22 protein-coding genes and 1 other RNA gene are annotated in these 22,895 nt (G+C 41.2%); 8 read left to right on the top strand and 15 right to left on the bottom strand.

Features of this window, described 5'->3' with window-relative positions:
- Positions 1-228: 228 nt before the first annotated feature.
- From rpsA to FSB73_RS15715, 3 genes are all read left to right on the top strand, one after another.
- Complete coding sequence (gene rpsA / locus FSB73_RS15725) at positions 229-2,130, top strand: 30S ribosomal protein S1 (protein ID WP_146784259.1); 1,902 nt, start codon at positions 229-231, stop codon at positions 2,128-2,130.
- Between the two features lie 380 nt (positions 2,131-2,510).
- Positions 2,511-3,347 carry an SDR family NAD(P)-dependent oxidoreductase gene (locus FSB73_RS15720; RefSeq protein WP_146784256.1) on the top strand — a complete coding sequence of 279 codons (837 nt, stop codon included), beginning with the start codon at positions 2,511-2,513 and terminating at the stop codon, positions 3,345-3,347.
- A 65-nt stretch (positions 3,348-3,412) separates the two neighbouring features.
- Positions 3,413-4,333 carry a helix-turn-helix domain-containing protein gene (locus FSB73_RS15715; protein ID WP_146784253.1) on the top strand — a complete coding sequence of 307 codons (921 nt, stop codon included), beginning with the start codon at positions 3,413-3,415 and terminating at the stop codon, positions 4,331-4,333.
- A gap of 171 nt (positions 4,334-4,504) precedes the next feature.
- Here the strand turns inward: FSB73_RS15715 and FSB73_RS15710 are convergent, their stop codons facing one another.
- From FSB73_RS15710 to nirB, 11 genes are all read right to left on the bottom strand, one after another.
- Positions 4,505-4,951: a molybdenum cofactor biosynthesis protein MoaE gene (locus tag FSB73_RS15710; protein ID WP_146784250.1), complete on the bottom strand. Its 447-nt coding sequence runs from the start codon at positions 4,949-4,951 to the stop codon at positions 4,505-4,507.
- Between the two features lie 82 nt (positions 4,952-5,033).
- The gene (locus FSB73_RS15705; RefSeq protein WP_146784247.1) at positions 5,034-5,273 is read right to left on the bottom strand and encodes a MoaD/ThiS family protein; all 240 of its coding nucleotides are present in this window, start codon (positions 5,271-5,273) and stop codon (positions 5,034-5,036) included.
- Positions 5,274-5,420: 147 nt separating this feature from the next.
- On the bottom strand, positions 5,421-5,717 hold the full coding sequence (locus FSB73_RS15700) for a SelT/SelW/SelH family protein (RefSeq protein WP_146784244.1): 297 nt from the start codon (positions 5,715-5,717) through the stop codon (positions 5,421-5,423).
- Between the two features lie 46 nt (positions 5,718-5,763).
- Positions 5,764-7,245 (bottom strand): rubredoxin, encoded by a 1,482-nt coding sequence (locus FSB73_RS15695; RefSeq protein ID WP_146784241.1) that lies wholly within the window; start codon positions 7,243-7,245, stop codon positions 5,764-5,766.
- A gap of 44 nt (positions 7,246-7,289) precedes the next feature.
- Positions 7,290-7,460 carry a (2Fe-2S)-binding protein gene (locus tag FSB73_RS25245; RefSeq protein ID WP_225974841.1) on the bottom strand — a complete coding sequence of 57 codons (171 nt, stop codon included), beginning with the start codon at positions 7,458-7,460 and terminating at the stop codon, positions 7,290-7,292.
- A 122-nt stretch (positions 7,461-7,582) separates the two neighbouring features.
- Positions 7,583-8,671 carry an NAD(P)/FAD-dependent oxidoreductase gene (locus tag FSB73_RS25240; RefSeq protein ID WP_225974068.1) on the bottom strand — a complete coding sequence of 363 codons (1,089 nt, stop codon included), beginning with the start codon at positions 8,669-8,671 and terminating at the stop codon, positions 7,583-7,585.
- Complete coding sequence (locus FSB73_RS25235) at positions 8,668-9,321, bottom strand: molybdopterin oxidoreductase family protein (RefSeq protein ID WP_225974067.1); 654 nt, start codon at positions 9,319-9,321, stop codon at positions 8,668-8,670. Before FSB73_RS25235 ends, FSB73_RS25240 begins: the two co-directional genes overlap by 4 nt.
- Positions 9,273-9,632 carry a molybdopterin-dependent oxidoreductase gene (locus FSB73_RS26825; RefSeq protein ID WP_262712349.1) on the bottom strand — a complete coding sequence of 120 codons (360 nt, stop codon included), beginning with the start codon at positions 9,630-9,632 and terminating at the stop codon, positions 9,273-9,275. Before FSB73_RS26825 ends, FSB73_RS25235 begins: the two co-directional genes overlap by 49 nt.
- Positions 9,602-10,786, bottom strand: a complete 1,185-nt coding sequence (locus FSB73_RS25230; RefSeq protein ID WP_262712348.1) for a molybdopterin-dependent oxidoreductase — start codon at positions 10,784-10,786, stop codon at positions 9,602-9,604. The genes FSB73_RS26825 and FSB73_RS25230 overlap by 31 nt, the downstream gene beginning before the upstream one ends.
- 166 nt (positions 10,787-10,952) lie before the next feature.
- Positions 10,953-11,366, bottom strand: a complete 414-nt coding sequence (nirD, locus tag FSB73_RS15685) for a nitrite reductase small subunit NirD (RefSeq protein WP_146784238.1) — start codon at positions 11,364-11,366, stop codon at positions 10,953-10,955.
- 44 nt (positions 11,367-11,410) lie between these two features.
- Entirely contained in the window at positions 11,411-13,933 is a 2,523-nt protein-coding gene (gene nirB, locus FSB73_RS15680; protein WP_146784235.1) for a nitrite reductase large subunit NirB, read from the bottom strand.
- A 159-nt stretch (positions 13,934-14,092) separates the two neighbouring features.
- Between nirB and cobA the strand changes: the two genes are divergently transcribed.
- Positions 14,093-14,851 (top strand): uroporphyrinogen-III C-methyltransferase, encoded by a 759-nt coding sequence (cobA, locus tag FSB73_RS15675; RefSeq protein WP_146784232.1) that lies wholly within the window; start codon positions 14,093-14,095, stop codon positions 14,849-14,851.
- Positions 14,852-15,039: 188 nt separating this feature from the next.
- Here cobA and ssrA read toward each other — a convergent pair.
- Positions 15,040-15,418: a transfer-messenger RNA gene (gene ssrA / locus FSB73_RS15670) on the bottom strand.
- Positions 15,419-15,581: 163 nt separating this feature from the next.
- Between ssrA and FSB73_RS15665 the strand changes: the two genes are divergently transcribed.
- Positions 15,582-16,499 carry a transglutaminase family protein gene (locus tag FSB73_RS15665; RefSeq protein WP_146784229.1) on the top strand — a complete coding sequence of 306 codons (918 nt, stop codon included), beginning with the start codon at positions 15,582-15,584 and terminating at the stop codon, positions 16,497-16,499.
- A gap of 60 nt (positions 16,500-16,559) precedes the next feature.
- Positions 16,560-16,955 carry an SET domain-containing protein gene (locus FSB73_RS15660; RefSeq protein WP_146784226.1) on the top strand — a complete coding sequence of 132 codons (396 nt, stop codon included), beginning with the start codon at positions 16,560-16,562 and terminating at the stop codon, positions 16,953-16,955.
- 47 nt (positions 16,956-17,002) lie between these two features.
- On the opposite strand, the gene FSB73_RS15655 is transcribed toward FSB73_RS15660, so the two are convergent.
- The gene (locus FSB73_RS15655; RefSeq protein ID WP_146784223.1) at positions 17,003-17,734 is read right to left on the bottom strand and encodes a class I SAM-dependent methyltransferase; all 732 of its coding nucleotides are present in this window, start codon (positions 17,732-17,734) and stop codon (positions 17,003-17,005) included.
- A 699-nt stretch (positions 17,735-18,433) separates the two neighbouring features.
- On the opposite strand from FSB73_RS15655, the gene FSB73_RS15650 reads away from it, so the two are divergent.
- Both FSB73_RS15650 and FSB73_RS15645 read left to right on the top strand, forming a co-directional pair.
- A complete protein-coding gene (locus tag FSB73_RS15650; RefSeq protein ID WP_146779650.1) occupies positions 18,434-19,645 on the top strand; it encodes an ISAzo13 family transposase in 1,212 nt (403 codons plus the stop codon).
- Between the two features lie 116 nt (positions 19,646-19,761).
- A complete protein-coding gene (locus FSB73_RS15645) occupies positions 19,762-20,643 on the top strand; it encodes a TlpA family protein disulfide reductase (RefSeq protein ID WP_146784220.1) in 882 nt (293 codons plus the stop codon).
- Positions 20,644-20,711: 68 nt separating this feature from the next.
- Here the strand turns inward: FSB73_RS15645 and FSB73_RS15640 are convergent, their stop codons facing one another.
- Both FSB73_RS15640 and FSB73_RS15635 read right to left on the bottom strand, forming a co-directional pair.
- Entirely contained in the window at positions 20,712-22,022 is a 1,311-nt protein-coding gene (locus FSB73_RS15640) for an MFS transporter (protein WP_146784217.1), read from the bottom strand.
- Positions 22,023-22,037: 15 nt separating this feature from the next.
- On the bottom strand, positions 22,038-22,835 hold the full coding sequence (locus tag FSB73_RS15635; RefSeq protein WP_146784214.1) for an undecaprenyl-diphosphate phosphatase: 798 nt from the start codon (positions 22,833-22,835) through the stop codon (positions 22,038-22,040).
- Between the last annotated feature and the right edge of the window lie 60 nt (positions 22,836-22,895).

Below are 22,895 nucleotides of genomic sequence, written 5' to 3'. Positions count from 1 at the left end.
CAGCTTTCCTGTTCTCTTTTCAATAGAAAAAACGTAACAACATAATAATCAGATAATTAAAAAGAATTACTCCCCATAAATAATTGCGCATCCCCAGCCTCGTGTTATTCACGGGTTTTTAAGGCGGAAAATCCCCTGAAAATATGGTAAAATCAAGGCTTTTTAGGCCATTTTTAATAATTATTATGTAATTTTGCAGTCCCGAATCAAAACCCTCGGGATTTTTTTATGAGCGAAAACAATATTGTTAATCCAAACGCTGAACAGGAACAAGCAGCAGCTGCACCACAGCCTGAAGCCACAACAGCGACAACAAATGCACCTGAAGTGATTGAATCTGCACATGACGATTTCGATTGGTCAATCGACAAACGTAATGTGGCTCATTATTCAAAAGAAGATCAGGAAAAGTATGGCAAAGTATATGAAGATACTTTCATCCAGATCGAAGACGGCGAATTAGTCAATGGTACAATTGTAGGCCTGACTAAGACAGATGCCGTTGTCAACATCGGATTTAAAAGCGATGGTTTGATTTCCCTGAATGAATTCCGCGATTTACCAGACCTGAAGGTAGGTGATGAAGTGGAAGTCATGGTTCTTGAAAAAGAAGACCGTCAGGGTAACCTGCACCTGAGCCGCAAATCTGCCCGCACTTACCGTGCCTGGGAACGCATTGTGGAAGTACACAAAACTGGTGAAATTGTTACCGGTACCGTTACCAGCAAAACCAAAGGCGGCCTGATCGTTGATGTATTTGGCATGGAAACCTTCCTGCCAGGTTCTCAGATCGATGTAAAACCTGTAACTGATTACGATCAGTTTGTAGGCAAAACAATGGAATTCAAAGTGGTTAAAGTAAATGAAACCATCAAGAATGCTGTTGTATCTCACAAAGCACTGATCGAAAGCGATATCGAAGCACAACGTGCACAGATCATCAGCCAACTGGAAAAAGGTCAGGTATTAGAAGGAACTGTGAAAAATATCACAGACTTCGGTGCCTTTATGGACCTGGGTGGCTTAGATGGTTTACTGTATATTACAGACATTTCATGGGGTAGAATCTCTCACCCTTCAGAGGTGCTGAAACTGGATCAGAAAATCCAAGTGGTTGTTCTGGACTTTGATGATGACAAACGTCGTATCAGCCTGGGTCTGAAACAACTGACTCCACATCCTTGGGATGTTTTACCTGAGACCATCACCGAAGGTGCTACGGTTAAAGGAAAAGTCGTCAATATCGAAGACTACGGTGCATTCCTGGAAATCCAACCAGGTGTTGAAGGTTTGGTTCACGTAAGTGAAATCACTTGGGCTAATACACCAATCAACGCGAAAGAATTCTTCACGTTAAATGATGAATACGAAGCTAAAGTGGTTACCCTGGATAAGGATTCACGTAAAATGAGCCTGTCTATCAAACAATTGACTGAAGATCCTTGGAATACAATTGAAGATAAATTCCCAGAAGGAAGCAAGCACAATGGTCTGGTGAAAAACATCACTCCTTATGGCGTATTTGTTGAACTGGAACCAGGAATCGGCGGTATGATCCATATCAGCGATCTGAGCTGGCTGAAACGCTTCAATCACCCATCTGAGTATGTAAAAGTTGGCGATAACATCGATACAGTGATCCTGTCTATCGATAAAGAAAACCGCAAATTACAGTTAGGTCACAAACAACTTGAAGAAGATCCCTGGAACGCCCTGGAAGACACTTTCGCTGTTGGTACAAGACATGAAGCTACTGTAACGCGCAAGGACGATAAAGGTGCATTGGTTCAATTACCTTATGGTCTGGAAGGGTTTGTTCCTAACCGTCACCTGGCCAAAGAAGATGGTTCAACTGTAGGTCAGGATGATACTGCTGAATTTGTTGTCATCGAGTTTGACAGAAACGAAAAACGTATCGTTTTAAGTCATGCACGTATCTGGGAACAGGCAGCTGTTGAAACCAAGGAAGCCGCTAAGAAAGAAGCAAGAGCAGAAACCGAAAGCACTAAGAAAGCTGTAAAAGCGCTTCAGAGCAAAGTTGAAAAAACAACTTTGGGTGACTTAGGTGCACTTGCTGATATCAAAGCCAAATTAAAATCTGAAGAAAACGAAGCAAAGGATCAGGCTTAATTTAGTCTGAAACTTAAAAAGTTTCAAATGGTTTTATACAAAATGAGCCCTCCGAAGTCCGGAGGGCTCTTTTTATTTACAACTGTAAAGTCTCTATACAAATAAGGGTAATGGTTTAGTGCCAAACTAATTTTCGAAAATAGCTTCTATTTGCTATTTTTTTATTTGCTATTGCCTTGTCAGTTGTTGCAGGTAACATTAAATCGCAGCTCCAATACCCCTCACCTCAACAGCTATCTTACAAAAATTTCAGAAAATTAATTATTCATTTTTCTAATTTTCGTTGTTTTGACTACAACGATCAGTGTTATGACTACTTACAAGCAATAGGTCCATTGCAACTTTGCAGTACAATAATTACATAATTAAACCAGTAAAAAATGGACACAAAAAAAGTATGGTTCGTCACAGGAACCTCAAAGGGGTTAGGCTTATCCTTGGTAAAAAATTTGATTAATGAGGGACATAAAGTAGCCGCAACTTCCAGGAGCGTTGAAATGCTGAAAAAGCAATTAGCGTCCTGTACCAATCTCCTTGCTTTGGAAATGGATATAACTAATGAAAAAAGCATAAAAGATGCGGTTGCTCAAACACTTAAAACCTTTGGAACGATTGATGTTCTAGTAAATAATGCAGGATATGCACAATGGGGTACTTTAGAAGAATTGAGTGACAAAGAAGCGCGCCAGAACTTTGATATAAATGTATTTGGTGCATTGAACGTTATTAGAGCTATCATGGGTCATTTCCGTAGCAAAAAATCAGGTCATATTTTCAATATTGCTTCTATTGGAGGATTTATTGGCACCTTTCCCAGCTTTGGGATATACATTGCTACCAAATTTGCCGTAGTTGGCCTAACCGAAGCATTGTCGGCAGAAGTAAAGGAATTTGATATAAAGGCGACCATTGTCTATCCCGGTTACTTCCGCACCAATTTTCTAGATAAGGGTTCTTCTATCCTGCCATTAAACTCTATTGAGGCTTATACCTCTGCCAGAAATTCAGAGCAGTGGCACGAGACAGAAATGCGCGGTAAACAATTGGGTAATCCGGATAAAGCGGCGGCGGCTCTTATCCAGTTAGCAGAAAGTAAAAATCCTCCTCTACACTTTTTTATGGGAAGCGACGCCTTTGATATGGCTCATAATAAAATGGCAGTCATACAAAATGAATTGAATACCCATGAAGCCTTAAGCAAATCCACCGACTTCTAAATTTAACACCCCCGAAAAAGATAGAGCCCTAGTCGTTCTATCTTTTTTTCTAATTTTGAATAAGCATGAAAGGCAAAAAAATATATACCTTTAATACCGTTAGTGAGTTCCACAAAATGAGTGGCTTGCCCACACCTGAACACCCGTTGGTAAGTTTGGTGGACTATAGCTTGGTAGACTATCAAACCGACGAAAATAAAATCACCTGGATCCAACATTTTTACTCCATAGGTTTAAAACGGCACATGCCAAAGGGCAAATTCCGCTACGGTCAACAACAATATGATTTTGATGAAGGCCTGCTATCCTTTATTGCTCCAAAACAATTGATGGAAATTGAAATAGATAAGGAAGATGAAAAGCCTTCAGGCATTCTACTACTCGTTCATCCTGATTTTATTTGGCAAACATCTTTGGCAAAGCATATAAAACAATACGATTTTTTTGGATACGCTGTAAATGAAGCCTTGTTTCTTTCTGAGAAAGAAGAACTTATTATTACGGATATTATGCACAATATCCAAACTGAATACCGCACCAATATTGACAGATTCACCCAAAATATCATTATTGCACAAATAGAATTACTACTAAACTATAGTGAGCGTTTTTACCAACGGCAATTCTTAACAAGAAAGAAAAGCAGTCACCAAATATTGGATCGATTGGAAAACATCCTCAATGAATATTTTGAAGACAAGGAATTAATCAATAAGGGATTGCCGACTGCACATCATATTGCTGATTTGCTGCATATATCTGCCAATTATCTGGGTACCCTTCTTAAAACATTAACAGGACAGACAACACAACAACATATCCACAACAAATTGATCGAAAAGGCAAAAGAAAAATTATCAACAACCACATTATCCGTAAGCGAAATCGCCTTTGAATTGGGCTTCGAGCATCCACAATCCTTTAGCAAGTTATTTAAAACCAAAACCCATCAATCACCACTGGAATTCAGGCATTCTTTTAATTGAACTGATTTTCAGCATTTCCTTTGTTAGTTTTAATAACTAACAGAAATAAAATTATGCAGTCTAATTTCCCAGGATCACTTAAACTTTAAAATATTGCACAGAAGTACATAAAAATATGGACTTTTGTGCAATATTTTAAACAAAACAGGTTCTAAGTGTGCTTACCTGTCCTTATACGCTTTCCGTCATGGTGTTTACTTTCCACTGGTACTGTTGCTTATCCATCACTTCTTTGCCCCAAATAGGTAATTGTTTTTTTACCTTGCTGAGTAACTCCTGACAAGCAAAAAAAGCTGCTTCACTATGGGCCGCCGATACATAAATAAATAACGAACAACCTCCTGGCTTCACCAGTCCTAAACTATGATAAACATGGATACAACGGATGGGATACTTTTCAAACAGGGACGCTCTAATTTCCTCCATTATATCAAGCGCCATTTGCTCATAGGCGGTATATTCAATTCCAGTGACTAATCCATTTGTTGTCTGATCAGCCCTGACCTGTCCCAAAAAAATCTGATTGGCGCCAATATCTGTTTTAAACTGATGCTTTCTAATCTGCGCCGATATAAATGCCACCGATATAGGCCCCTGAATAAAAAGACTTCTTCTCATGATTTACACATTTTTTACAATAAATAACAATTCTCTACACTTGTCACTTGGTATTATTTACCCTTACCAACCACGAGGATAACTAGCCACCCGAAAATGGTGGCATAAAAGCTATGGTATGCTCGCTGACCAGTAACCTGTTTTCGTTTATTAGTTGTTTATCCAAGGCGATCAGGTAATTATAATTACGCAATGCAGGATATCTATTAATGACAATGTTCTCGACACTATTCGTATCTGCTACATCCCAAATCCGAATCGAGGTTTCTCTGGTTATTTCACTAAGTAATCCGAAAAATAAAACTTCAACTTCTGCTTTCATAACGCTATAGATTTAAACTTTTTATCATTGCCAATTCCGCTTAGCGGTCTTAACAGCAAATAACACAAAATCTGCTGCCTTAATATTGGGGCACTGATTTACACAATTTTCCGATTTTGATAACACGGTTTATCATCCTGAAAAAACTTATTGCTTATTTTTCGGCCCCTTATATTCTGAATGTCCCAGGGGTTTATCTTTGGCGATTAAATCCCTGATCAATATTTTATAGACTTTAATATCTGCAAATCCGCCATTTTTTTTACGGTCAAATATTTCCAACTGCTGTAACCGGATCTGAAAACGCCCGGTTACAGCAGATGGTATCAATGTAACGCCTCCCAATTCATCCGTAAAAGTGGAAAGTAGTTCCTGAGCAATATAGGCTGAACGAAGCAGCCAGCCACATTTTGGACAATATTCAATTTCAATGATTGGTTTCATTTTTATTTAAAATTAATCTTTTTATTTTAAAGTTCACTAATCACACCTACTTCTCAATATATTGCAAGGCCTTTGTATCCGTTTGAATAAATGCACTTTTGTCGCCCCCACATACAGCGCAATGATACCCGTCAGGCACCTCCTTCCATGGGGTTCTGGGGGCTATATCAAACAAGGCATCACCCTGATCAGGGTCATATACACTCAGGCAACTGTTACATTGATATATTATTTTCAGATTTTCCGTCTGTACCTCTTTAGGGGTTTCAGCTAATGCTTGTGTATTATAGTCCGTTTGCCGGCTATAAAATTCCTTACACAAAGAGACCAGGTAAGTCCCGATATATTCCTTTTTAACTGCTTCCCTAAACAAGATCCACTTTTGTGTATTTGGATTAAAATCAACCGTATGTAAGATATCATATCTGTCCAATGACTTTAACCGGTGTGGATTTTTAACGACCTTTTTTTTGATCAACACAGACGCGAAAAGTTTCGCTTGCGCTTTGATCTGCACACCAAAGCAAAGTCCGTAGGTACGTACATCTTCTTTATCAAAATGTCGGATAACTGCTCTTTTTATACTGAGCCCTTCCTCACATAAGTCCGCTATTTGCCAATTCAGCTCATTGGCCGCATGACGAACATTCACCCTGTATTTACCCAAAATAAAATCCCAAAGGGGTCTGGACGAAGGATCAATGTCTTTAATAATTAAACTCTTCCAAGGAGTTGTATACATTTCTGCAATACGCGTTTTTTGACAAAGCGCACACAGCTCTCTTAGAAAAGCCAGATCAAAATATTCATCCCGGCGATAAATCCCCAGCCAATAATTACCACCAGCTTTATTGAACCCTTCATAATATGGCAGGTAAAAAGGATTTTTTCTATCAGCGCCATTACTTTCCACATGAATATAATTAAGTTGAGCCAGTTTTTTCTGGACCATTCTTTCTACAAACACCAAATCACGTCGCAAAGCGAGCGCCGGATCCTCAAACACCTCCTCAATAGCTTTTGTTACCGCTCCTAAATTATTGGTATAAATCCACTCATGCCAATGAAGGACTTCCTGCGTTTCAGGCAAACGTATACTTAGCCTCCAATAATGCGTCTTTTCCGTGGCCACCCAATTAATATGACCGGTATACAGTGGAACAAAACTTTGGCACGCTTCAGTTATATTTACCTTGAACTTTGGCGCCTGCTCAAATTGATCAAATACGTCTTTATATACGCCTTCCCTAAGCCAACTGTCTTCCTGATAAAAATGGATCACCGGATAGGCGCTAATCATACCGGGTGGGGCCGTCCTCCTTTCCATTAATGCAATCCCTGCTGCTTCAAAGGATTTCTCAAAACCTGGTTGACTACTCTCCTTCACCTCAATAAGTAATTGTTGTCTTAACCCCAACCTGACTTTTTTCACACCCGCACTTGAGGCCAGTTCAAGAATCCTATCCAGCTGCCCCGGAGAAACAATCCCCCCTTTAAACCCTATACTGTATGTTTTTAACTTCTGCATAACTGATCATTAAAGTAAACCATTTGAAAATCGAATGATTTTCGCTACGCCGTAGATTCCGCCAGAACGCTTTCCAATATAACCTGCACCTCTGGACGGCAACTGCCGCATCCCATCCCTGCACCACTCGCCTGACAAAGTGGACCTAGTTCAGTAATTCCTTCTTTGATTTTATTTTTTATATTGCCTTCCCCTACATTCCCACATGAGCACACAACTTTTCCCAAGACTGGCTCCGCAGCGCCTCCACTACGTAACAGCGCAAGCCTTTTTTCGGACAGCTCTGTTTTATTTTCAATCAAATTTTTAAATTCTAAAAACTCCGCTTTGTCACCAATCAGAATAGCCCCACCAGTTTATCCTGATGTACGATGCACTTTTTATAATAACGTTTGGCCCGGTCAATAAAAATCACTTCTTCATAAGCCGGATCGCCCTGAGGTGCATCCGATATGCCGATTGAACAAAGTTGTATACCATGCACCTTTAATAAATTCATGGGCAAAGATCCTTCATAATAAGTAGCGATATCACCATTCAGATAGGCCGCCACAATGCCGGCCTGTTGTTCTGCTGCTGCAGTAATGCCATAGAGCATGCCATTATATTCTGCAATCTCGCCAATAGCAAAAATGTCTGGGTCACTGGTTTGCAGATAAGCATTGACCACGACTCCACGTTTACAATTGAGACCCGCCTGGAGTGCAAGCGACATATTCGGCCGGGTGCCAATGGCCATAACCACGGCCTGACACGAGATATCATTACCACTTCTAAGCCGAAGACCTGTTAATTTATCCTCCCCTAGGAACCGATCGACTTCTTCATTAAATAACACTTCAATACCTTTTTCCACTAACTCTTCATGCAGTAGCTGGCAACCTAAACTATCCAATTGCCGGTCCATAAGTCTGGAGGAACGTTGTAAAATGCACGATTGTATTCCAATTTCCATCAGCGATCCTGCCAGTTCAATACCCAGTAGGCCGCCCCCAATAATAACCACCTTGCCACCTTTTTTATCCAGGTGCGCCATAAAATGATCTGCATCCGTTCTGGTGCGCATTGCAAAAATTCCCGGAATCTTTGGGGTATCTTTTAAAATAAAAGGTTTACTGCCAGTGGCAAGGATTAAAACATCATAATCATGCCAGGTGCCTCTATCATCTTTTATTTTTTTGCATTCTTTGTCAATACTTACAATACTGACACCTCTGTGAAGTAGAATATTGCAATCTGCTTCCTCCTCATCTTTCATTTTAATGATCTGTTCCCAAGATTGCGTACCGCTGATATAATCAGGTAACATCACCCGGTTATAAAAGGGCTGATCTTCCTTGCTAAAGACCTCAATTTGATCTTCACTATTGAGCTGTCTATACCGCTTAACAAAACCAAAGGCCCCGGCGCCGGCACCTATAATCAAAATTTTCTGCCGGGGTTTTTATATTTGCAAACCTCCACAGCCGCATATTTAAAATCAGGTTGTTTTGAGACCGGATCTAACAATGCATGCGTAATATTATTGGCACGATTAAGATCGCGCCCTTGTATTTTTCCCCAGTGCATGGGCAAAAACACCACGCCCTTTTTTATGCTTTCACTGAGCTTGGCATGCACCCTGACAGCACCTCTTAAGCCACGAACTTCCACCAGGTCCCCCTCTTCAATACGCCGAGTCAGGGCATCCTCAGGATGAATTTCCAAAAAAGAACGGCCTATATGCTGTTTTAATTTATTTACCTTTCCTGTTTTGGTCATGGTGTGCCACTGATCCCTGATTCTGCCAGTGGTCAGAATGAGTGGAAAATCATCACAGAGTGGTTCTGAAGCATTTTCATCAGCAGGGCTATTAATGATTGCCCTGCCGGATTTTGTAAAGAAACGACCATCCGCAAATAACCTGTGTAAATTCTGATGGGTTTTATCTTTGGGATAAGGCCATTGAACCGATCTTTTTTCTTTCAAGATATCATAGTTAAGGCCGCTGATATCCATATTGGTTCCTTCAGAGAGTCTGCAATGCTCTAAAAACACTTCTTCACTGTTTTTAAAATCAAAACCATGATAATCCATCCTTTTGGCAAAATCACAAAGAATCTCCACATCCCCCTGGCCTCACCCGGCGCATCGGTCACTTTAGACAGATACGTAATTCTCCTTTCCGCATTGGTCATGGTCCCTTCTTTTTCCGCCCATGCTGCTGCCGGCAGGATTAAATCTGCGTAATGCAAAGTTTCAGGTTTACTACTCACCTCTTGTACTACCACAAACGGTGCCTTTGCCAGAGCCGCCTCTGCCCTTCTTACATCCGGCAGACTGACCAGTGGATTGGTTCCCATAATCCAGATCGCCTTTAAATCTCCCTTCTCCAGCGCATCGAACATTTCCGTAGCAGTGAGGCCTGGGTGCTCCTGAATTTCTTTCCCATTCCAGAACTTTTGCACCTCCAGCCGGTCTTTCTCACTTGAAAGCAGTCGATGCGCTGGCAAGATATTGGCCAGGCCCCCACTTCCCTGCCACCCATGGCATTGGGTTGCCCGGTGAGCGAAAAAGGGCCACAGCCTGGTTTGCCAATACGACCAGTAATTAAATTTAAGTTGATAAGGGACACATTTTTATCAACGCCCCGAACACTTTGATTGAGCCCCATTGTCCACATAGTCAACAATCCTTTAGATCTGGCAATCAGATCTGCGGCCTCGTAGATATCTTCTTTAGAAATACCGCAGATTTGTGCCGCCTCTGTTATAGAACGCTGCATCACCTTTGCAGCCAAAGCACTAAACCCTTCTGTATGCTGTGTAATAAAGGGAAGATCTATTTCTCCTTTCTCGATCAGTATTCTGGATAGTGCATGATGCAAGGTAATGTCTGTACCAGGGTGGATTTGCAGATGCACATCCGCTAGCTGACAGGTTTGTGTCTTTCTGGGATCACTGACAATAATTTTCAGCGCCGGATTATTCGCCTTTGCTGCCTCCACCCTGCGCCAGATAATTGGATGGCACCAGGCTGGGTTGGCTCCTGCAACAAAAATCAAATCCGTCTTTTCAATATCATCATAACAAATAGGAACACTGTCTTCCCCCAGACTCATTTTATAGGCTGCCACAGCACTACTCATACATAGCCTGGAATTAGTATCAATATTATTACAGCCGATAAAACCTTTTACCAACTTATTAACTACATAATATTCTTCTGTCAGACATTGACCGGAAGCATAAAAGGCCACGCTTTTCGGGCCGTATTTTTCAATGATCGCCTTAAATACCCTGGCCGCTCTTTCAAGGGCTGTATCCCAGCTGACGCGTTTTTTGGGCATTTGTTTATGGTAACGCATCTCAGGATATAACAGTCGGTCCGTTTTATCCATCACCGTATAATGGAGATTCATCCCTTTACTACAAAGCATACCCCGGTTAACAGGATGCTCCTTATCTCCCTGGACGACCAGTGCACCATTGCTTTGCTTTTGGACTATGACACCACAGCCCACCCCACAGTAGCAACAAGTTGTTTTAAAATGCTCCGCCATACAATTGTGCTGTTTCGATTCTTTTAGGTTGTAATAAAGGCTTAAAAAATTTCAGGAGCGATGACGCATTCGCAAATGATTAAAAGAAGTTCTTTTTCTCCTTTTGAACGCTAAATCTCAATGCGGTTATCAGCCATTGAAAAACGACCAACATTTTCCTCCATCCCTAAGAAATAGCCGCAAATTGTTGTGTTTCAACCGGCTCGGTATTAGACAACGGTTGATAACCGATATAAACGTTTCCATCCTCTACTTTAACCGGGTAAACCTTTATCTGATAATCCTCGCCACTCAGGCATTTGCCAGAGTTCAGTGAAAAAGTCTTCTTGTGAAAAGGGCAGGCGACCTTAGGCTGCTGATCCGGGCCAACAGATCCAGTCATGCCTCGACTAAGTGCCATTTGGTGGCGATGCGGGCAAAGGTTCTGCGAGGCATACCACTGATTGGTTCTAGCGAAATAAAATAAGGCAATTTGCTCATCCCCTCTTTTTACACAGACACCTCCATTATGAGGTACGTCTTCAGCCTGACAAGCCAAAAACCAGTTTTCCCTATCAACTCCTTGTTGTGTGTGATTCATATTACTTAAATTAAGCTGTTAAGATTAAAGATTTCTTCCCTGCACTATTGCCATTCCGCTACACGCTTTTGCGTGCGCATTTCTACAAATTCCATGGTTGGATCTTTCTGGTCGGGCGCATTGACAAAATGAGCAAAACGTTTACGAATACTCGGATCTTCAATGGCTGCCTTCCATTCACATTCATAATGGCTGAGCACTTGCTGCATTTCTGTTTCCCACTCGTGACATTTACCCAGACAGTCCTCTATAACCACTTTTTTCAAATAGTCAATTCCGCCTTCCAGTTTATTCAACCAGGTGGCCGTGCGGGTTAATGGATCAGCCGTTTTGATATAATACATCAAAAAACGGTCTATATAACGGATACAAGTCTCGCTATCCAGATCCTGCGCCAGCAATAAAGCGTGTTGTGGCTTACTGCCTCCATTGCCGCATACATACAGGTTCCATCCCTTTTCAGTGGCAATGATGCCAAAATCTTTGCTTTGCGCCTCCGCGCACTCCCTGATACAACCCGAAACAGCTGATTTGATTTTATGAGGTGTTCTAAGACCTTTATACCTGTTTTCAATCTGAATGGCAAAACTGACACTATCATGTAGTCCGAACCTGCACCAGGTACTTCCCACACAGCTTTTGACCGTTCTAAGTGATTTACCATATGCATGTCCACTCTCAAAACCCGCATCGATTAATTCTTTCCAAATCAGTGGCAGATCACTGAGATGCGCCCCAAACATATCAATACGCTGGCCACCGGTTATTTTTGTATAGAGGTTATATTTTTTGGCCACCGTAGCTATCACCAAGAGTTTATCCGGTGTAATCTCACCACCCGCGATTCTAGGAACCACGGAGTACGAGCCTCCCTTTTGAATATTGGCCAAAAACCGGTCATTGCTATCCTGGGCAGTGTCATTATTTTTGCGTAGGATCATCTCATTGAAGGTACTGGCCAAAATGGAGCTGATAACGGGTTTACAGACTTCACAGCCATCTCCTGTGCCATGTTTTTCCAACACCTCCTCAAAAGAACTTAACCCTTCGAGCTTAATCAAATCATACAACTGTTGTCTACTATAAGTAAAATGTTCGCAGATATCTTTGCGGACCTCCTTACCCATTGTTTTGAGGGTCATGGCAGCCAGATCTTTCAGCATCGGAACGCATCCCCCGCATCCGGTACCGGCCTTTGTGCAAGCCTTGATATCATCAATCGACTCATTGCCATCTTTAACAGCCTGGCAAATTGCGGCTTTCGTCACCCCTTCACAGCTACAGATCAGTGCGCCGTCCGGTAAAGCCGAAATCCCTGCGCCTTGTGGCTTGTCCCCCTCAGTGGCGGCAAATACCAGGCTATCCAAAGCACCAGGCAGAGGCATGCTGTTTTTATAATATTGTAATAAATTATTGTATTGAGAGGCCTCCCCCACCATTACACCCCCAAGTAAGTATTTACCATCCAAGGAGACGTTCAATCGTTTATAAACACCATTGACCTTATCCTCATAAATAACATGCTGCGCTTTATCGGCCGTCAAAAATGGATCTCCAAAACTGGCAACATCTACACCGATAAGTTTTAGCTTGGTACTCATATCAAAGCCTGTAAAAGTTCTTTCGTTTTTGGCACCCTGCAAAGGATCCGCTATAATATGTGTGCATGCCACCTCTGCCATATCATACCCGGGAGCCACCAGGCCATAAATCATCCCATTATGTGCTGCGCACTCTCCAATGGCGTAAATGGCGGGATCTTCTGTCCGCATATAATCATCCACCACGATACCTCCACGAGGTCCCGTCGGAAGTCCGGCGTCTTTAGCCAGTTCATCGCGGGCATTGATCCCAGTAGAAATGACCAGCATATCTACTGAAAGTTCGCTTTCGTCGACAAACTGTATACCAGTGATTTGTTCTTTGCCCAATACCTGATAGGTATGTTTGCGCGTATGAACTTTTAATCCCAAAGCTGATAATTTGCTGCGCAGGACCGCACCTCCGGCATCATCAAGTTGGCGGGGCATTAGTTTGGGAGCAAACTCTATGACATAGGTTCTATCAATACCTATATCTACCATGGCTTTGGCAGCTTCCAACCCTAATAAGCCGCCACCCAGTACCGCCGCTTTTTTAACCCCTTTGGCATACGCCATGATTTTATCCAGGTCGTCAATGGTTCTGTAAACAAACACGCCTTTTTTCTCCACCCCATGGATCGGTGGCACCATGGCTGCTGAGCCTGTGGCCATTATTAGTATATCATAAGGTATCTGTAGGCCACTTTGTGTAACGACTGTTTTAGCAGCCCGATCAATTTTAAGCACCGGATCACCTAAATGTAGGTCAATTCCAGCCTCTTTATACCAGGATAAAGAAGCCATGGTTAATGCTTCAGCCGTAGTCCCATTTATATATGAGGTCAGATGAACCCTGTCATAGGCTGGCCTGGGTTCCTCTCCTAAAACCGTAATATGATAACTGCCAGCCGGCGCTTTGGCAATCATTTTCTCGCAAAATTTATAGCCTACCATCCCATTACCAACGACAATAATTCTTTTCATATATCATATTATTTTTAATTCTATATTTATTATTTTCTATTTTGAATAAGCATTTTAATACTTATTGCTTATTTTTGATGTAAATTTAAAACCATATATTCATTTTTCGTTAGTTTTTTATCACTTTTTATTATATTTTATTTTTTATAATTTATTAAAATGACCAAAAACCCCACCCTAACCCTAGTAGGCGCTGGTCCTGGAGACCCGGATTTAATCACCGTCAAAGGGATAAAAGCCTTAAAGGCAGCAGATATCGTGTTATATGATGCATTAATCGACCCGAGTTTATTATATTATTGTAATCCAACATGTGTTAAACGATATGTTGGCAAGCGCGCCGGCAGTCACTCACTGACGCAAGAACAAATATGTGCGCTCATCAAAAAGCTGGCAGGTCATTATCAAAATATTGTACGACTCAAAGGCGGAGACCCCTTTGTCTTTGGCAGGGCTACGGAAGAAATCCAGGCTGCAAGATCCATTGGCATGCAAGTAGAAATAGTACCAGGGATTTCCAGTGCACTGGCCGTTGCAGCATCTGCCATGATTCCTGTGACTTCCAGGGGAGTAAGCCAAAGTTTTTGGGTGGCCACCGGAACAACCAAAGAAGGAAAGTTATCCAGTGACATTTATTTGGCAGCGCAGTCCTCTGCTACAATCATACTGCTAATGGCCATAAAACATCTCTCAGAAATCATGTCCGTTTTTATCCATTATAACAGGCAATTAACCCCTGTGGCGGTAATCCAGGAAGGTTGCACCAAAAATCAAAGAATGGTAACTGGCAATATTCAAAACATCTGCGAATTGGTTCGTCTTGCCGGACTAACCAATCCGGCTGTCGTAATTATAGGCGATGTTGTACTTAGCAGGCAGCAGTTGGCAGAAGTTCTAGCGCTTAAGCAGGCCATTTAAATCATAAACAATATGATAATCAATTAATTATAATAGACACAAAAAAAAACAAAGATCCAAAAGCAAACCAATCCTTTTAAATGATTGATGTAACTTTTGGATCTTTGTTTTGCCCCCAAGTTCTGTAAGGGCCATAAGTCAAGTTAACTTAGATCAGTAAATGTTTCACTACAAATAAAGTATATAAAAAGTGGAGCTGAGGAGAGTCGAACTCCTGTCCAAACGCCGCTACCATAAGCTTTCTACATGCTTAGTTCTTTATTACTTGTCGGGAAAAGGCAGGAAAAGAACCAACCAACCTAATCCTTAGCTGCATATGTCTTTTGTCATCGGCACAGCCTGAGAGGACAGCATCCTGTGTTTGATTTTGAGTCGGCGGCGGAACCTGGTAACAGGACAACCTGTTCAACGCGGCCCAAATGGATGTCTAATTAACTAATTAGGCAGCCATAGCAAACTGTCTGTTGCCATTTGAATGTTGAGTATTCAGATTTAAGCGCTAATTACACAACGCGCTGCATGCTTACACCTACCGCTACAAGCGCTGTCAAAACCAGATACAGCCCCATAACTTAATTAAATGTAGTCATTACTGATGCAAAGAACTTCCACAAAGGTACAGCTTTTTATCAAAAAATGCGCATTTATCCATTTTGCCAGTGCAGATTAATAATCAGCTTTTACAATTATTAACACTGGTGGATTAAATTGTTTTTATTTAAACATTTTTTTGCTTTGTTTTGTCCTAATCATTCCACAAAGCACCATGCACCTGAACGCAGAGCTTCATGCCTTATTCTCTTTAATTGACGATCCGGATGAGGAAATCTTTCATCTGATCTCCAAGAAAATTGTCACCTATGGCAGAGAAGTCATCCCCTGCCTGGAAGATCTTAGTGAAGAGACGGCGGATGGTAAAATCCAGCGCAGGATTGCAGAAATCATCCGTAAGGTTCAATTTGACAGCCTGATCAGTGAAATCCAGCTTTGGAATGCAGAAAATACCCATGATTTATTAACAGGCAGCCATCTGGTTGCCAGTTATTCTTATCCGCATCTCTCCCTGGATGAACTCCGCACGAGTGTGGCACAATTAAAAAAAGAAATCTGGTTAGAGACCAATGACTTTTTAACTTCCCTGGAAACCGCAACACTGGTCTCCAAGATCTTGTTTCAATTCCAGAAAATTCGCAGCGAACATAATAATTACCAGCATCTGGAGCATTTTTGCCTGCATTCTATTTTGGAAAAGAAAAAAGGCAATGCCTTATCAACCAGTATTCTCTATCAACATCTATGTGAAGCATTAGAGATCCCCATCCAACTGATATCCGTACCGGATCAGCATATCCTGGCCTGCTTTCAAAGAAGCTTTTTTCAAAAGCCAGAAGGCCATGCCTACCAGGCACAAATTCTGTTTTATATCGATGCTACTTCAGGCAAACTATATAGCCAGTATGATTTGGATAAATACTTCGAGGCCTACCATATTCCTAAAAAGGACAGCTATTTTCAGCCGCTCTCCCATCAGATGATTATCGCTAATATGGCGACTGAAGTAGGCAAATGCTATTTATCCAAAAGGGATTTGGATCGTAAAAAGGACCTGGATAAAATTGCCGCACTTTTAAACCAACCCCAAAAATAATTGCATAATTGGCAATTAATCCCTTAATTTTACCTGCACTTAAAAATTTATACAGCAGACATGATTATGCCCTATCTTACTATTGCCTTATCCGGCAATAAAGGCAGAGGAGTATTTACCACCCAAGCCATCCCTAAAGGAAAGATAATCGAAATATCACCGGTTGTCGTACTATCCGCCAAAGACCGCAAACACATAGAGAAAACTGAGTTATTTAATTATATTTTTGAATGGGGGAAGTCCCACCGGAAGGCGGCCGTTGCCTTAGGATATGTATCTGTCTATAATCACAGTTATAATTCCAACTGCGTATATGAGATGGATTTTGATGAAAAAACCATTACCATTAAAACCGTGCGGGCCATCGCCAAAGGGGAAGAGTTATCTATTAATTACAATGCAGATCCCACTGACAGCACTGAAGTTTGGTTTCATCATATGATTAAAGAGCAATAAATAGCCTACTCAATAATTTTTCCAAGCCAGCCATTAGGTAACAACCATCAGGCTGGCTTTATGATTTTAATGACGGTGAGTGCCGGAAAGGTACTGAAAATAAAGGTGCCTACTTTCTCCACCTTTGCCCCTGCCTCCACAAAAACTTTACTATAGGTCGCCGTATGTTTAAAGTCTGATATGATTGCCACTGCTCCGGGCTTTAGTATGCGTAAAATCTGGTTACAGGCCGTCATCCGATTGGAGGCCGTCCCAATATTATGCAAACAAAGATTGCTTACAATAAGATCAAAGCTATTATCAGCTAACCTGGTCGTACAAATATCATCACTGATGATGTCTATTTTATCCTCAACCCTTTCACTGGCGGCATTGGCCAGTAACGCACCCTTTGAATTATCCGACAGATCCTGGGTTCGCCAGATATCCATGGCAGTCACCTTCCCATCTGTGAGTCGCTTAGCGGCGCCAATGGCTAAAAGCCCCCGGCCCGCGCCAATATCCAATACGCGTTCATGTCCCGAAAATGAATAAAGCGCCAGCATCCGATCCCTGTGTTTCAATTTACCGTATTTGCTATACCAGATCATCAGTAGCGCTTCAATAATCAAAAAAATGCCGGTGTATAACATGGCCCAGTTTAAGGAGGTAAGCCATACACCTGCATTTATTCTGGGTAAAACAAATATACCCAGAATATAAAGCGCCACACCAATGACGATCAAATTACGGATCACCCCAGGTGCATCAATACCATACTTTGCTTTGATTTTTGCCATATTGAATTCAATTTTGGTAATGCCTATTATTGTCGGTTGCTTTTGCCCCCTTTACCTCTTTTGCCTGCTATTAAGATAATACCCGCCGGCTTACTATAAAAAGCCCATACAAATTAAGAATTATTATCGATATGGTAAAATCAAACCAAAAGGTTGACAGGTAAAAATGGCTTTGGCTCCTTCAATCACTCAAAAGCTGCTCCCTATTTTGCCCAAATAATCGTTTAACCGTATATCCTTATATAAGGCGATTAATGGAAAATTTTATGGATTTTGCCCCCCGGCTGCATCCAATATAAGCCAGGGGTTCTAGGCCCGATATATCACATTTGCCTAAACACCTAATTTTAAACCTTTAAAAACATTTATAATGCCCTCAATCCACCCGTTAGCTTGTCGATTAGCCACTAGTACCCAGCACCCGTTTTATTATTGCAAAAAAGTGGCTATATCTATAGTTTTAACCCTTTTTTGTTGCTTTTTTGCAAGTGCACAAATACCAGACACAGGTAAGTTTACAATCAGCGGCAGGATTAATGGCATAGAGAGTGGTGTCATTCGACTAATGTCGTCCAACAATCAGAAGGCAGAGGATAGCGCCTTTATAAAAAATGGTAAATTTAAACTAAGGACGTGTAAATAAATAAAGGTTACTTTTAATTAGAATAATTGTAGTATATTTGAATAAATTTCAAATATATGCTTAAGGACAAGATCTCGAAAATGCTCCCACATCTGAATGAGAAACAGAAACGGATCTATTTGGCTCTTGAAGCAGAAGATTTAGGTCATGGTGGTGTAAAGAAAGTTTCTGAAGCCTCTTCTGTTTCGAGAAAAACGATAATAAATGGCAAAAAAGAAATTGCAGAATCTGAGGCTAATATTGAAGATGAAGTTAATCAAGAGTCCGAAGTCGATATATTCCGGATTAGAAAACCAGGCGGTGGTCGCAAAAGTCTTAATGAAATCGATCCGGGACTATTTAGTGCACTTGAAACTATGTTAGAACCTGTAACAAGAGGTCATCCAGAAAGTGTTTTAAAGTGGACTTGCTTAAGTACTCGTAGTTTATCAGAAGCACTGAAAAAAAAGGGATACTCTGTTAGTCATACAAAGGTGGGAGAAATGCTAAAAGAAGCTGGATTTAGCCTTCAGGCAAACTCAAAGACACTTGAAGGTGGAAATCATCCAGATCGCAATGAACAATTTATGTACATAAATACAAAAACGGAGAAGTATATAAAAAGTGGATGCCCTGCAATATCAGTAGATACAAAGAAAAAGGAACTGGTAGGGGAATACAAGAATGGAGGCAAAGAGCTAAGGCCAAAAAAGAATCCTCGACCAGTCAAAGTACATGATTTCGGTAATACAAAGGCTGCCCCATATGGTATTTATGATATAGGTAATAACCAGGGATTTGTAAATGTTGGAACATCTTGTGACACGTCAGAATTCGCTGTATTTAGCATAGAACAGTGGTGGAAAAAGATGGGGAAAAAGCAGTTTCCAAACGCTACAAAAATCCTTATAACAGCAGATGGAGGTGGGTCAAATAGTCATAGGAACAAGCTTTGGAAAACTGAGCTTCAACGCCTAGCAAATAAAATAAAGCTGGAAATAACTGTTTGCCATTTCCCTCCTGGAACAAGCAAATGGAACAAAATCGAGCATAAATTATTTTGCCACATATCCATGAACTGGAAAGGAAGACCATTGGAGGATTATGAAACAGTAGTTCAGCTAATTAGTGCAGTCAAAACAAAAGGTGGATTAAAAGTCAAAGCAATTTTAGATCTTAATGAATATGAAAAGGGAATAACAATCTCAGATGAAGAGCTTAATAAAGTAAAAATTAAACGTCACCGTTTCCACCCTGAGTGGAACTATACCATTTCGCCAAATAAGTAACCTTTATTATTTTACAGCTCATAAGTGGAAGGATTGGACAGTCAGAGTGGCGTGTATTTCAAATTACACCAGGTGTTTGGGCCTTTAGGGGGATCGTAGAACAAGCAAAGTCCTCTATGCAGATTGATACAACTGGTGCAAGTCATTTTGGACAAATGGGCCATGGAGGTCATGCACTTATTTTCACTATAGATCAAAGTGGAAGTCCGCTAATCGATATTTATCAAAAATATCAAAAAGACACAAGGGTGCCTTATTATTTTCACCGCCTACAAGCCTTAAACAAAAAATCCGCCAACCAGTCAGATAACCATCAAAAAGCAAAATTAACCAGAACGGTTGATTCTCTAAAAGCGAGTCTAATGGACAGCGCCAGATTATGGATTGAGCTCTATATCAACCTCCATCCTAATACATATGCCAGTTCATTTCTACTAGCTGATTATTACAATAATTATGAAGGCTTACCATTAGACTATTTAAACGCCAAACTAAGTCAATTAACCGGCGCTGCACGCCAATCTATTTATTACAAACAATTATTGGAAGCCAGCAGTCACATGGAAAACGAAAAATCAGGCCATACAGCGCCAAATTTCGACTTACTTACTAAAGACAATACAACCTTCAATCTATCCTCACTTAAAGGAAAATATGTGCTGCTAGATTTTTGGGCGAGTTGGTGCGGACCTTGCAGAAGGGCCATTACTCATTGGAAACAGGTCTACCAAAATTTTCATCAAAAAGGCCTGGAAATCGTCAGTATCTCTTCAGACATAGATCATGGGGATTGGTTAGCGGCATTAAATAAGGAGCGTATGCCCTGGATACAACTAATCGATCAATACAATAAAAAGAACAATACATGGGCCGTCAGTAGCCAGTTTGAACATTTTCGTATTCCCTTTTATGTTTTAATCGATCAGCAAGGGAAGATCTTACTCGCAACACTAGACCAAAAGGCTATCACCGCAAAAATCAAGTCAAAATTAAAATAAAATAAAAATCAAATTAGCACAGCTATGCTGCTGCTATCGCAAAGCCATCTACACGCCTACTATTCGTTTTATATAGCAGCAGTGGCTGACTTTTTTCTGATCGTCCAAAGTACGCTCAGACCAATCATAAAAAATAGAGCGAGTGCTACAACAGAGTAGCGCATGCTACCGGTTAGCTGCTGGACAAACCCAAAGCTAAACGTACCTAGTACTATGGCATTTTTTTCGGTCACATCATACAGGCTGAAATAAGATGCAGTGTCCTTAGTGGCCGGCATAAACTTAGAATAGGTAGAACGACTAAGTGCCTGAATGCCGCCCATTACGATTCCTACCAGGGTGGCTACAATATAAAAGCCAAGTGCAGTCTGGATAAAATACGCCAGCACACAAATACCTATCCAAACCAGCACCACACAAAGCAATACTTTTATATTGCCATATTTGCCCGAAAGCCAGGCCATCAGTTGCGCTCCACCAATAGCCACCAGCTGAATGATCAAAATGCAACTAATCAACTGCGTGGCACTAAGGCCCAACTCCTGACTTCCAAATAAAGTAGCTGCAATCATTACCGTCTGCACACCCATACTGTAAAAGAAAAAGGCGGTAAGATAACGTTTTAAAACAGGCATCGTCCTCACCTCAGCGAGCACTTTTTTAAGTTCTTTAAGGCCGTTATTCCAAAGCGTAACCTTTTTGGATATACCTTTCACTTTTCCAGGCAAAGCTTTAAAGGTAATCTGGGCAAAACCCAACCACCAGAGTCCTACCAGTAAAAATGACAGCCTGGCCGCCAGCCCGTCACTCATCCCAAATGGTTTTACCAACACAAGTACAAAACAAACAATTTGCAAAAGCACACTGCCGATATATCCGTAGGCAAATCCCTTGGCACTGACCTTATCCTGGAGTTCAACGGGAGCGATTTCAGGGAGATAAGCATTGTAGAAAACCAGCGACCCACAATAACCAATGGCCGCAATAATACAGGCCCCCAATCCCAGGACCAATCTTTCTTTGGTAAAAAAATACAGCAGACAGCAAGCCAGTGCGCCCGTGTAACAGAAAAACTTCAAAAAACGCTTCTTATTGCCCCTGCCATCTGCGATAGAAGATAAAATAGGTGACAATACAGCAATGACCAGGTAGGCCAGAGAAATCGCATAGTTATATAAAGCACCGCTTTCAACATGCCAGCCCCAAAGATTCACCTGCCGGCTGATGACAGCACCATCAGCGCCCTTTACCGCTGTCAGCGCATCATAATAAACAGGGAAAATGGTCGATGTAATCACCAGATTGTAAGCGCTATTGGCCCAATCATACATCGCCCAGCCCCGGATCATTTTCTTTTGTGATGCAGCAGTTATTTCCATGGAAGTCTTTTTCGTTTAAACCATTTGTAAACCGTGGCCAGAATATATCAGCGCCAGTATGATCAACCCCACAATAATACGATAAACCCCAAACGCTTTAAAACCATGTTTGGTTACAAAGCCGATAAAAGATTTAATGGCAATGATGGCCACAATAAAACCCACCAGATTACCTACGCCTAACAGCCCCCACTCATGGGCGCTGACTTGTAACCCCTGTTTGTAAAAATCAAAGAGCTTTTTGGCAGTAGCGCCAAACATCGTCGGTACAGCCAAAAAGAAGGAAAACTCTGCTGCGGCTTTTTTTGTCATCTTTTGTTGCATACCACCTATAATACTGGCCGCACTTCTGCTTACACCGGGAATCATGGCCAGGCACTGCCAGATACCAATTTTAAAAGCGCTTGGATAAGGCACCTGATCAGCATTATCCAGTTTGGGATTTTTAAAAAGTTTATCCACAAAAAGCAGCACAATCCCACCCAGTAACAAACAAACAGCCACTATAGTAACATTGCCCAAAAAAGCCTCAATTTGCTTATTAAACAGCAGCCCTAACACCACTGCAGGTATAAAGGCCACGAATAACTTATAATAAAAATCCAGGGACTTAAAGAACCTTTTAAAGTAAAGTACGACCACTGATAAAATGGTGCCTAATTGGATGGCTACATTAAACAGCTGAACAAACTGATCATTCGGATCGATTCCCAGCAAAGAACTGCCGATAATCAAATGACCAGTGGAAGAGACTGGCAAAAATTCTGTTAAGCCTTCAATGATTCCAAGGATAATGGCCTGAATGTAATCCATATAAGATAAACGTTAGGGTAAATAATAAGCGGCAGCGCCGCTTGTTTTAAGATGAATATT

Source organism: Arachidicoccus ginsenosidivorans, assembly GCF_007971385.1.
In the GTDB taxonomy this organism is placed as follows: domain Bacteria; phylum Bacteroidota; class Bacteroidia; order Chitinophagales; family Chitinophagaceae; genus Arachidicoccus; species Arachidicoccus ginsenosidivorans.
Note: the sequence above shows the minus strand (reverse complement) of the source record. Positions and strands in the feature narration are given on the sequence as shown.